Source organism: Syntrophobacterales bacterium (assembly GCA_031274925.1).
Classification (GTDB): Bacteria; Desulfobacterota; Syntrophorhabdia; order Syntrophorhabdales; family Syntrophorhabdaceae; genus PNOM01.
The window spans coordinates 1-11,824 of sequence record JAISPL010000012.1 but is presented as its reverse complement, the minus strand read 5'-3'; the positions used below and the strand labels follow the sequence as shown (position 1 = coordinate 11,824).

Sequence of the window (11,824 nt, the reverse complement as noted above, 5' to 3'; positions counted from 1 at the left end):
TTTGTCTCGTTGTGTCTTCTATAAAACTTAAGTGGAATGCGGTCTGTGGGCACGAAATACTTGATAAGGAGCATTTTAAACTTTATAATAATGGCAAATGAAATTTGAGGATGGGCTTAAGAAACTTGAAGATATCGTAAAAACGCTTGATAATGGCAACATTCCGCTTGACGAAGCTCTCGGCCTCTTTAAGGAAGGGTTGTCCCTCACTAAAGACCTTTCAAAAAGGTTGGATGAGATCGAGAAGAAGGTTGAAGTGCTGGTTAAGAAAGAGGACGGGTTGGTCGAAAGGCAGCCTTTCCACGAAGACGAGGCATGATGAGCCTGGCGGCATATTTACGAGAAAAGCAGATCATTGTGGAGGAAAGCCTGAAGGAAGTATTTTCTTCCTTGAAGACGTCACCTTCAGCGCTCAGGGACTCCATGGGGTACATGCTATTCTCCCATGGTAAGAGAATACGGCCCATACTGGCTATTGCGGCATGTGAGGCTATGGGAAGAAACAGTGACGATCTTCTGCCTTTCGCATGCGCCATTGAGATGATACATACATATTCTTTGATCCACGATGACCTGCCGAGTTTGGACAACGATGATTTGAGACGTGGTAAGCCTACGTGCCACAAGGTGTACGGCGAGGCCATGGCAATTCTGGCTGGTGACGGACTTCTTACGGAGGCTTTTAGAATCATGGCGGATGGGCATTACGCTGAACGGATTAGCCCCAAGACGGTCAAACAGGTTATTTTCGAGGTTGCCAATGCAATTGGTGCTGAGGGTATGGTGGCGGGTCAAGTTATGGATATTCTTTACGATGGGAAAGAAGGGACAAAGGATGTCCTCGACTATATCCACTTCCACAAGACGACCGCCCTTATCAGGGCTTCCGTGAGAGTGGGCGCAATAGTAGGAGGAGCAAAGGCTAGTGCTCTTCGGAAATTTACCCGGTATGGTGAATGCTTGGGACTTGCATTCCAGATTATGGATGATCTGCTGGACGTGGAAGGGGATGAGGAGACCGTGGGAAAACGGTTGAAAAAAGACTCCAATAAGCAGACCTACGTGAAGCATTACGGAGTGGTTGCATCCAAGATAAAACTTGAGCAGCTTACGGATGAAGCAATCAGGTCCGTACAATTTTTGGGTGACAACGCGGCAGTACTCACTGAACTTGCGCAATTCATCGGCAGCCGGGTTTCCTGATGTTTTTGGAGAAAATAGAAGATCCGAGGGACCTGAAGAAGCTGGACATCGACGAAATGTCGGAGCTCGCTGACGAGATACGGCGATATATTGTTGATACAGTTTCGAAGACGGGAGGTCACCTCTCATCAAACCTCGGCGTGGTGGAGTTGACCATTGCGTTACACTACATATTCGATACGCCAGAGGACAAGATCATATGGGATGTGGGGCATCAATGCTATACCCATAAGATTATCACGGGCAGGAAATTCAAGTTTGAATCGCTACGCCAGGACGGAGGTATAAGTGGTTTTCCTTCACGAAAGGAAAGTGAGTATGACATATTCGATACTGGTCACGCATCAAATTCTATCTCTATTGTCGTGGGGCTTGCGGAAGCTAGGAAAAATAGGAGTGAAAGCCATAAAATTGTAGCGGTCATTGGCGACGGGTCTCTCACGGGCGGCATGTCTTTCGAAGCATTAAATCATGCTGGTCATCTCAAAAGCGATGTCTTGGTGGTGCTGAATGACAACGAGATGTCCATTTCGAAGAACATAGGCGCTCTCTCATCGTATTTAAACAAGATCATGACGGGCGGGTTTGTGAGCAACCTGAGGGAGGAGGTCAAGACAAGACTTAAGAAACTCCCGGCCCCTGTCGGCGATACGGTATATAAGGCGGCACGGCACATGGAGGAGACCATAAAGGGATTGATGACGCCCGGTATGCTTTTTGAAACCTTGGGATTTCAGTATGTAGGTCCGGTCGACGGCCACAATCTGAACCACCTTATCGATACCATTGGGAATGTAAAAAAATTGAAGGGTCCCGTGCTTCTCCATGTGGTGACAAAGAAAGGTAAAGGATACAATCATGCGGAGAATGACCCCGCACGATTCCACGGCATATCCACATTTGAGATGTTTACGGGCAACTCGCCTCCGAAAGTGGCAAAAACGTTTACTGATGTTTTTGGAGAAGTAATAGTCGAGCTGGCCGAAAAAGATGAAAAGGTGGTGGCCGTAACCGCGGCAATGGGTCTCGGCGTAGGTCTCGACAGGTTCTCGCGGCTTTTTCCAGACAGATTCTATGATATTGGTATTGCCGAGCAACACGGCGTTACTTTTGCGGGCGCAGTCGCCTTAGGTGGTCTCAGGCCGTTTGTCGCCATTTATTCCACCTTTCTCCAGAGGGCATACGATCAAATTATTATGGATGTGTGCTTTCAGAACCTCCCCGTTGTCTTTGCTGTTGACAGGAGCGGCATCGTGGGTCAGGATGGACCCACTCATCACGGCGCTTTTGACCTTTCGTACTTCCGGAGCATCCCCAACCTCATCCTCATGAGTCCGAAGGATGAGAACGAACTCCGGCATATGCTTTTCTCCGCATATCGTTACGGGAAACCGGCAGCCGTCCGTTATCCCAGGGGAGAGACAGTCGGAGTGGTTCTGGAATCAGAATTTTATGAAATTCCACTTGGTACTTGGGAAATACTCCGAGAGGGCGGCGGTGATATCGCTGTCATTGCCTGCGGGACCACTGTGTATCCGGCTCTCGCTGCGGCGTCAGAGCTTGAAAGGGAAGGGATTAACTGTACGGTGATAAATGGAAGATTCATAAAACCACTAGATATGGAGATGCTTTCGGCGGTAGCCGACCGGACCGAGCGGATACTTACAGTGGAGGAGAGCACGACGATCGGAGGGTTCGGGAGCGGTGTTTCAGAGATGCTCTCGAACGCAGGAATCACGATACCTGTGAAACACATGGGATTGCCGGACGAATTCCTGCCTCACGGTTCCCAAGCAACCCTCAGAAAAAGGGCCGGTCTCGATAAAGAAGGGATAAAAAAGGCAGTCCGCGATTGGTTAAAGAGAGAATAGACATCCTGCTCGCCAGAAAAGGCCTTGCCCCTTCAAGAGAAAAGGCAAGAGTCCTTGTTATGGCGGGTGAGGTTTATGTTGGAAAAGAAAGGGTGACCAAACCGGACAGAAAATTTCCGGAGGATGCCCTCATTGAGATTAAAGTAGATCCGATCCCTTACGTGAGCTATGGGGGGGTAAAACTTGAGGCGGCCCTTCGCGCGTTCGGCATAGACGTTTCAGGAAAAAAGACACTTGACGTCGGTTCATCTACAGGGGGATTTGTCGATTGCCTCTTGAAATGCGGGGCGTCAATGGTGTATGCCATTGATGTGGGTACACACCAGCTTCACGAGAAACTGAGAGGGGACCCACGGATTTTCCTTCGGGAAAATTACAATGCACGAGAGTTGAATATACGTGTCATAGGAGAGCGGGTAGACTTGGCGACCATTGATGTCTCCTTCATCTCTTTGAGAAAGATACTCCCTGCGATTGTGCCCTTGATCAAGCCCGACGGATGTATTATGTCTCTTTTGAAGCCCCAATTTGAGGTTGGCCGTTTTGAAGTAGGCAAAGGCGGCATTGTAAAAGATGAGGAAAAGATTAACCGGGTTATGGGCGAGATTGGCGAGTTCGGCCGAACCTTAGGGATCAAAGTGGTGAACACGGTGGAAGTGCCGAGGGATAAAGAGAAAAAGAATAAGGAATACTTCATATTATGGGAAATCCACATGTACCGAAATCAGTCAAGTATTTTGCAAGCCTGATATTTGGAAGCGACATATCATTGCGTGAGGCAGAAGGTGAGCTGGTAAGTTTTATCGGAAAAATAGAAGAAACCACCGGACTCATCCCGTTTGTCCACAGCAACTATTATGATAAGGAATTAGGAGAAAGGCTTTCACGTGTATTCCTTCTTTTTGAGCCTCTGCTCCACCGGGAACTGCTCCCAGACATCAAACTGAAAACGAACGTTATAGAACGGATGCTTTCAACAGGCAGCAAGAGAACGGTAAATATTGATCCGGGCTATATCGCGCTCGAACATGTCATACTTGCCACCACAAAAGGATATTCCCATAGGATCTACCTTAACAAGGGTATATATGGGGACCTGACGCTTATGTACCAGAACGGTACGTACAAGGCCCTTGAATGGACCTACCCTGACTATCGCGAGGCGGAAACGATCTTTATCATGAATAAATGGAGAGACATCTACAAGAGGATGCTGAAATGCTGAAGAGTATGACTGGATTTGCAAAGGTGGAGATAGAGGGTCCGGAAGGGAGGCTTTACGGCGAAGCGAGGTCTTTGAACAGCCGCTATCTAGAGATTAGCATTAAAGTGTCGAGGATGGACTTTTCTTACGAGCAAAAATTGCGGGAACTGGCAAAGCGGATTGTGAAGCGGGGCAAAGTAGATATTTTGTTTAAATGGGAGCGGTCCCAGGGGCAGCCCGCGCCGTTTAAAATAAACGAAACGATAGTGAAACGGTATATAGACATGGCGGAGGCTCTCAAAAGAGAATATAGGATAAATGGTAAACTGACCTTGGATACCATATTTGGTCTCAGAGACATTATCACCTATGAAGATGCCAACAATATTCCTGAAGATACGCTTTTCCATACCTTGGACGGTCTTCTTGAGAAGCTGAATGAGGAGAAATCCAAAGAAGGTGCGGTGATACTGAAGGATTTTATGTTGAGGCTCAGGAATATATCGGCACTTCTTGACGAGGTAGAAACGCAATGGCCTGCCAACGTCACATCCCACGAAGAGAAGCTGAGGGAGAAAATTATGGAGGCGACGAAAGCAGCTTCAATTGATGAGACGCGGATACTGCAGGAACTGGCTATATACATGGATCGTCTTGACATATCCGAAGAGATCGTGAGATTGAAAGGCCATCTGGAAAACTTCCGGGATACTGTTGAATCTGAGGATGCCATCGGACGGAAGCTTGATTTCATCATCCAGGAAATGGTGAGGGAAGCAAATACAATGGGGAGCAAATCGAACGACCTCTATATAAACGAGCGGGTAATTAAGATAAAAGTAGAAATAGAGAAGATGAGGGAACAGACGCAGAATGTGGAATGAAAACTGGACAGGGGGCCACTCACTGTGACTATCGTAGATGGAGCAGAAAAAAAGGGCCGGATTTTTGTAGTCTCAGGCCCGTCTGGCGTGGGTAAGTCATCTATTATAGAGCGGTTTCTCAAGGAAGACCGCGACGCGAGGTTTTCTATCTCGTATACCACGAGACAGAAAAGACCACAGGAAAAAGAAGGAGAAGATTATTATTTCGTCGATGACGAGACTTTCCGTGAGATGACGGAACAGGACCGATTTCTCGAGTGGGAGAGCGTTCACGATCACTATTACGGCACGCCAAGAAAAGAAGTGAGTGAGATTTTGAAAAAAGGTATCGACATGATCCTTGATATTGATGTGAAAGGGGCCCTCAAAGTGAAGGACAAATACCCCGAAGCCTGCCTTGTCTTTATTGAGCCCCCATCCAAGGAGGACTTGATTCGCAGGCTTTCGCTTAGAGGAGAAAAGAACCTCGGCATAAGGATGAAACGGGTAGAAGAAGAACTTGCAAAAAAGCAATTATTTCAATATACTATAGTGAATGATATTCTTGACAGAGCTTATGAAGATTTCAAAAGTATCGTGGAAACAGCGAGGAGGAAGTAATGGCACGGATTACAGTTGAAGACTGTATGGAAACGGTTGAAAATCGTTTCGAACTGGTCCACCTGTCTGCCGGACGAGCAAAGCAACTGCTGAAGGGCGCAACGCCGCTGGTAAAATCTTCGAATAAAGAAATAGTGACCGCCTTAAGGGAGATAGCGGAAAACGTGGTCTGTTTCGAAAAAAAAGAATCCTTGGAGAACAAAGAGATTCCTTACCAGTTGTCGAATTTTACACCTTGATCAGTGCGTTTCGAATCGCGGGTTGGAACATCTTTCGCCCTGCCTGCCGTAAAGCGTGTTCCAGGATGGGAATGTTTTTGTTGCAAATAAGCCAAGGATGTAGGATAATACCATACTGGAAAAATATAAAACTATTCTAATAGCGGATCTCAAGCACCCGTATTGATGAATGGTTTATAATAATGTCATAGTAAGGAGTTCTTCTGCTGTCTAGCTCAAAACCCATTTTGCCGTCCCTTGTTATCAAGGGGAAACGGATAAATCTGCCTATCATACAGGGAGGTATGGGTGTAGGTATATCCCTTCATCCTCTGGCTGGAGCCGTTGCAAGGGAAGGGGGCGTTGGGATTGTGTCCAGTGCAGCCGTGGACAGGATTGTCTCCAAAAGGAATGGGAAAAAGATTGCCACCTATGAGGCGGTGCGTGAGGAGATTGCCCGCTCAAAAGCGGGTGGCGGTGTGGCAGGAATCAATGTGATGGTTGCCCTTGCAAGTACTTATAATGATACGGTACGGGGAGCCATCGACGAAGGAGCGGATGTTATTATTTCGGGAGGCGGGTTGCCGATGAACCTCCCCTCCATCCAACACCCGAAGGATACGGCCCTTATCCCCATAGTCTCGTCAACGAGAGCCCTTGAGATAATATGCAAAAAATGGGAGAAATTTTCCTACAGGCCGGATGCAGTGGTGCTGGAAGGACCCCTCGCGGGCGGCCACCTGGGTTTTAAATACGATGAGCTGGAGCTTGAATCGAACAGGCTTGAAAACCTCCTGCCCCCCGTAAAAGATATGGCAATGAAGCATGGCAATTTCCCCGTTATAGTCGCAGGAGGAATCTATACTCATGAGGACATTATTGAATTCCTTCGTATGGGGGCTGACGGGGTCCAGATGGGAACCAGGTTTCTTATTACGGAGGAGAGTAGCGCGACGTCGGACTACAAACAGGCGATCATTAGCGCTAGGAAAGAAGATATTCTTGTGGCCAACCATCCAGGTTCTCCATGTGGCTTGCCTTTCAGAGTTATAAGACAGTCGCCCATGTTCGTCTCATCTCTTGGGAGGCTCAGAAAGCCGAAGTGCGATAAGGGCTATGTCCTTCTGAAGGATTCCAGCGGAGCGTACACCCGTTGTCTTGCCAAGGATAACAATGAAACCTCTTTTTGTATATGCAATGGCCTTCTCTCGTCAGGCGGGTACAACCCTGAACTGGAAGAACCTCTCTACACCGCAGGTGCAATCGCGTGGAGAATAGAGAGGGCTACAACCGTCAAAGAACTTATGTCCGAGCTTACTGGCTCGACCCCTTCGTCCTCCCATATCGCTTGCTGACCCACTGATTCCTCCTGAGAAAACTATAGTGCATGCCGATCGTTTGCTGGTTGCTCGTAGCTCCACGCAAGTAGGAATGGTAATGCCGAGATGAAAAGACGAAAGCGATCACAATCGTGGGTCGTGATCTCCTGTTTGTTGTCTCTTACACCAATTTACTTATACATTAACATATTTATAGGGTTGTGATATACATAGCCCAAAGGGGAGATGAGCTATTTTGCAGCCAATTTCGAACGACAAAATATAATTGAGGCAAAACAACGCAAAGAATCGGCAGTTGCTATCATTAAGTGGTTAAATGTCAGCGCAGGCTCCATCAGTCGGATATGGAACAAATATCTTCAAACCGGCGATTATTCCGCAATCCCATGTACTGGAAGAAAAGGATAATGAGATATCATTAGAAGAAATGATAGAGGCGTTATCTATGAATGGGTAAGACACTCCATCCAAACGGACAGCAGCGAGAAGATGTTGTCGCCCAGCGTGCGAGATGGAAAAAAATCCAAGAAAAATTAGACACTGAAAATATATATTTTATCATGGGTGGGGCAAGAAGTCCCGTCGCGTTGACGATTCCGATTTGAAAGGACTTTGATTAAAGGGATTATGGACGGTAATCTTGCTGTTATGTTGAGCAGTGCTTGACCCCCTGCGAATTGACAATCTCTCTGCCCATAAAGTTAAGGGTACAACAAAGGTATTACTGTTTTATTTCTACCGCCATATTCGCCAGATTTCAACTCTATTGAAATGATGTGGGCAATACTCTTGAAGGCTCAAGGCGAGAAACTATAAAGAAGTGCAAAGAGCATTGAAACAAGCACTAAATTCGATTACGGAATCTGACATAGCAAATTGGATTAAACACGATGGGTTATTATGTATTGTCATAAGCCAAGTACTCTTTTTCCTGGCGTCGCTGATCCTGTCTCTTGAAAAACTCCAGTTTAGCTTGCTCTGAGGTATCCCGCAGTATCTCGCTTATCCGCTGTAAGGAGAGCTTCTCTCTCCACGGTGATGGTCAGAAGGGGCTCTCGCTCTCCAACACCAGATAGTAAACAAGGGACATGAGCGCCTTATAGCTGCTGGGAAAGCAGAACCGGAGATCTTCACGTACCCCTGTGACTTCTAAAAGGTGTGTCGCTCCGAAAAATACGCGGCGGGCGGGTGTTCCGGCAGGCACAGCACCACCTTCTTTTGGTAGTTCTTGTTCGGTATAAACTCCCCGCCTTGCCCTATTTTGCCGATGTATTCGCGCCTATGCCGGTTCTGCTTCGTCTTTTTGATGGTTTCATAGACGTAACCGTAGTAGTCCACGCCTTTGATGTTTTGGGTTCGCCTCTTCGCTACACTATTTGTATTCACGCTATAATTATAGCGTGATGAATACCACTCCTTGTCTATACCTATTCTGCTAAATCTCCATTGCTCTCTTTGGCTCTTCCCTCCCCACGCTATAATCTCGCGGGAGCTTAGGATGGTAAGACCTAAAAAGAGGGAGAGGTTATCCAGAATTCTCTTCCTGATACCTGTCAGGAAATGAGGTTCTGTGGTAGTAAGTATAATTGGCTTACCATCGCTGATGATGGAATCTGGTGTTACTATCGAGTGTTCTCATCTCTATCCACAGGAGTCAGGGGATTGTTGGGGTGGGGAGGAGCGGTGGGGGAAGAGGGGGTGTTCTTCCTTGCCTTTTCAGTTTTTCTGTCTTATTATATAATTAGACTGAGAAACAGATTTTATCTCTTTCGAAGTGTCAATTTAATTCTGATCTAGAGGAGAAGTCCGATAGAAAAGCGACTTGGAGCAGTAGTTATCCTCATATTGAGTAAATGGGCAGTTTCGAAGATCAATTTCCTTCTCTCCGAGTATTCGGAGCTTATTCTGGGGCGGCAAGGGATACCTTTACGAGACAGGGGGGTCAACATAATCTCTCTTGTAGTCGAGGGTAACATGGATCAGATTAACGCCCTTACAGGTAAAATTGGCAAACTTGAAGGTGTTGAGGTAAAGTCTATTCTCACGAAATATAAGGAGAATGGACATGACTTATAATGAAAAAGGGAAACCTTTTATTGACAGGGATAAACTGTACAGCCTCATTGAAGAGAAAATTCCGACAGAAAGCTCCTTGAGTGCTATTCTCAATAAAGCCTTAAAATTTAAGGGATTGAACCTCAAAGAAACCGCAAGTCTTCTGAGGGTGCAGGACAGAGAGGGTATCCGTCGGATAATGGAAGCGGCAAAGGTCGTAAAGGAGCATATTTACGGGAAACGTCTTGTTTTTTTCGCTCCTATTTACACGGGCAATGTATGTGTGAACAATTGTCTTTACTGTGCGTTCCGGCGGGACAACAAGACACTCCGACGTAAGGTCCTCACCATGCCAGAAATCGCCGGTGAGGTCGCATCACTCCTGAAGGAGGGGCATAAAAGGATCCTGCTTATCTGTGGCGAATCGCCGAGGAATAATACTGATTACATGTGTGAGGCAATACATACCGCCTATTCAGTGAGGGAGGGGACCAGTTACATCCGCAGGATCAACGTGGAGTTGGCCCCTATGCCGATTGAGGATTTTGTGAAGCTGAAAAATGAAAAAATAGGTACGTATGTATGTTTTCAGGAGACCTACGACCCGGTCCTTTACAAAAGCTATCATCCCGCAGGCACCCCGAAGGCCGATTACGACAATAGGGTGATGGTTTTCGACAGGGCCATGGAAGCTGGTATTAGCGATGTGGGACTCGGTGTACTCTTCGGCCTTGCCGATTATCGTTTTGAAGTGCTTGCTCTTATGGAGCACGCCCGTCATCTTGAGGAAGTATTCGGGTGTGGCCCCCATACGATCAGTGTCCCGAGGATTGAGTTGGCTGATAATGCCCCCATCGCGACGGATGTTCCCAATCAAGTGAGTGATGAAGATTTCAAGAAGATCGTCTCTATCATTAGAATTGCCCTTCCTTATACCGGAATCATCCTGAGTACGAGGGAAAATGAAGAGATGAGGACGGAAGTGTTCAATTACGGGGTAAGCCAGATATCGGCGGGTTCGCGGACTAATCCAGGCGCGTACTCGGAAGGGAACGAGGATACAGGAAGCCAGTTTTCCCTTGGAGACCACCGCAGTCTTGATCAGGTTATATCGACGATTGTAGACAAGGGTTATATACCGTCTTTCTGTACCGGGTGTTACCGGAAAGGCAGGGTGGGCAACGATTTTATGGATCTTGCGAAACCGGGCCTCATAAAAGAGTTCTGCATGCCTAACGCGGTCTTTACGTTCAAGGAATACCTGATGGATTTTGCCTCCCCGCCAACAAAAGAAAAAGGTCTTATTCTCATAGAAAAAATAGTGTCCGACATAGAGAAGAAATCCTTGAAGGATAAAATGTCTCATGCCCTTGATGAAATAGAGGAGGGAAAGAGGGACCTATATTTTTGACGGGGAGGGCGGAAGAGTATTCCCCTACGCGAAGAAATCTATCCGTATCTCTCCTATCCGACCCAAAAAATACAAACCAACCGGGGAAGTCACTCAAAAAATTTTGAGCGCAAGAACCGGATAATATCCGGCAGACTGAAGATGATTCTTTATTAAAGAAAGAGTTAAACGCTGAAAAAACCACCAGGGAAAAAGAGTTTATATACCTTAAAAATTAGGACATCTGCTGGAACGCTATTTTGACCCGGAACGGGAGCTTTGATGGGGTATTCGTGTGTGGCATAAGTTCTGCCTGGATTATGCAAACTGTTGTGTCTGTCAAGTAACCGTGCAGGTAAAAAGTGGCCTTCTTGGCCTGCACCCTATTAGGGCCTGTTACCACTAAATAATTATAATGATAGAATTAAAGAATGATTATAACTGAAAAACAATACAAACGTATTAAGCAGTATCTACCAACACAGCGGGGCAATGTAGGCATTGAGAATCAACGACTAATCAACGCAATATTGTGTATGGCTGAAAATGGAGAGCATTACCTGAAACTTTCGGAAAGTGGTATACCATAATATAAGCGTGTCAATCGTTGGGCTAAAAACGGTGTTTTAGAACGCTTATTTTTAGCGCTGCAAATAAAAGCAAATTGTTGAGCACATGCGCTAAAGTACATCCTGACGGTTGTTGGCGCATTAAAAAAACTGGAAAGACTTGAGGACCAAACTTCATGAGATGATAAGATCATCACGGCAGTGATGCTCTGCAAACTTCTGTTGACCAAAGGGAAAGCAGCTAATCCTATTCCGCTTTTGATTGGATCTGGCGTATGAGGACGACAAAACGCGGTATCTGGCCAAATCCCTTGGTTACTTGCCCGTTGTTCCGCCAAAGAGAAACCGCAAAAAGCCATGGGCATACGATAAGTCCTCTTCCTAAAATAAGTAAAAAGGCATAAGCTGACATCCATGAAATATGAGATGTTACAAAACTATACGAATGAGAAATTTCATCGAATAACAGGGGTAAAGCACACAACATTCA

Annotated in this window: 12 protein-coding genes and 1 pseudogene; 12 read left to right on the top strand and 1 reads right to left on the bottom strand. The window is 46.4% G+C overall.

All coding sequences use genetic code 11. The annotated features are described in order from the left end of the window. Window positions 1–97: 97 nt before the first annotated feature. The 10 genes and pseudogenes from xseB to LBQ00_02125 all read left to right on the top strand — a co-directional run bounded on the left by xseB (window position 98) and on the right by LBQ00_02125 (window position 8,103). Window positions 98–319, top strand: coding sequence for an exodeoxyribonuclease VII small subunit (gene xseB, locus LBQ00_02170; protein MDR2017676.1), 222 nt, complete (start codon window positions 98–100; stop codon window positions 317–319). Next, window positions 316–1,203 (top strand): polyprenyl synthetase family protein, encoded by an 888-nt coding sequence (locus tag LBQ00_02165; protein MDR2017675.1) that lies wholly within the window; start codon window positions 316–318, stop codon window positions 1,201–1,203. The genes xseB and LBQ00_02165 overlap by 4 nt, the downstream gene beginning before the upstream one ends. Next, window positions 1,203–3,074: a 1-deoxy-D-xylulose-5-phosphate synthase gene (gene dxs, locus LBQ00_02160; GenBank protein ID MDR2017674.1), complete on the top strand. Its 1,872-nt coding sequence runs from the start codon at window positions 1,203–1,205 to the stop codon at window positions 3,072–3,074. The genes LBQ00_02165 and dxs overlap by 1 nt, the downstream gene beginning before the upstream one ends. Continuing rightward, on the top strand, window positions 3,056–3,823 hold the full coding sequence (locus LBQ00_02155; protein MDR2017673.1) for a TlyA family RNA methyltransferase: 768 nt from the start codon (window positions 3,056–3,058) through the stop codon (window positions 3,821–3,823). Before dxs ends, LBQ00_02155 begins: the two co-directional genes overlap by 19 nt. After that, window positions 3,775–4,299, top strand: coding sequence for a DUF4416 family protein (locus LBQ00_02150; GenBank protein ID MDR2017672.1), 525 nt, complete (start codon window positions 3,775–3,777; stop codon window positions 4,297–4,299). Before LBQ00_02155 ends, LBQ00_02150 begins: the two co-directional genes overlap by 49 nt. After that, window positions 4,293–5,162, top strand: coding sequence for a YicC family protein (locus tag LBQ00_02145; GenBank protein MDR2017671.1), 870 nt, complete (start codon window positions 4,293–4,295; stop codon window positions 5,160–5,162). Before LBQ00_02150 ends, LBQ00_02145 begins: the two co-directional genes overlap by 7 nt. A 24-nt stretch (window positions 5,163–5,186) precedes the next feature. After that, window positions 5,187–5,762: a guanylate kinase gene (gene gmk / locus LBQ00_02140; GenBank protein ID MDR2017670.1), complete on the top strand. Its 576-nt coding sequence runs from the start codon at window positions 5,187–5,189 to the stop codon at window positions 5,760–5,762. Then, the gene (rpoZ, locus tag LBQ00_02135; protein ID MDR2017669.1) at window positions 5,762–6,001 is read left to right on the top strand and encodes a DNA-directed RNA polymerase subunit omega; all 240 of its coding nucleotides are present in this window, start codon (window positions 5,762–5,764) and stop codon (window positions 5,999–6,001) included. Before gmk ends, rpoZ begins: the two co-directional genes overlap by 1 nt. Before the next feature lie 227 nt (window positions 6,002–6,228). After that, window positions 6,229–7,335: a nitronate monooxygenase gene (locus LBQ00_02130; GenBank protein MDR2017668.1), complete on the top strand. Its 1,107-nt coding sequence runs from the start codon at window positions 6,229–6,231 to the stop codon at window positions 7,333–7,335. A 649-nt stretch (window positions 7,336–7,984) separates the two neighbouring features. After that, window positions 7,985–8,103, top strand: a pseudogene (locus LBQ00_02125) (transposase). Window positions 8,104–8,469: 366 nt separating this feature from the next. Here the strand turns inward: LBQ00_02125 and LBQ00_02120 are convergent. Continuing rightward, entirely contained in the window at window positions 8,470–8,706 is a 237-nt protein-coding gene (locus LBQ00_02120) for a hypothetical protein (GenBank protein MDR2017667.1), read from the bottom strand. Window positions 8,707–9,129: 423 nt separating this feature from the next. Between LBQ00_02120 and LBQ00_02115 the strand changes: the two genes are divergently transcribed. Together LBQ00_02115 and hydG are read left to right on the top strand one after the other, a co-directional pair. Further along, window positions 9,130–9,396 carry an iron-only hydrogenase system regulator gene (locus LBQ00_02115; GenBank protein MDR2017666.1) on the top strand — a complete coding sequence of 89 codons (267 nt, stop codon included), beginning with the start codon at window positions 9,130–9,132 and terminating at the stop codon, window positions 9,394–9,396. Beyond that, entirely contained in the window at window positions 9,386–10,786 is a 1,401-nt protein-coding gene (gene hydG / locus LBQ00_02110; GenBank protein ID MDR2017665.1) for a [FeFe] hydrogenase H-cluster radical SAM maturase HydG, read from the top strand. Before LBQ00_02115 ends, hydG begins: the two co-directional genes overlap by 11 nt. Window positions 10,787–11,824 lie beyond the last annotated feature (1,038 nt).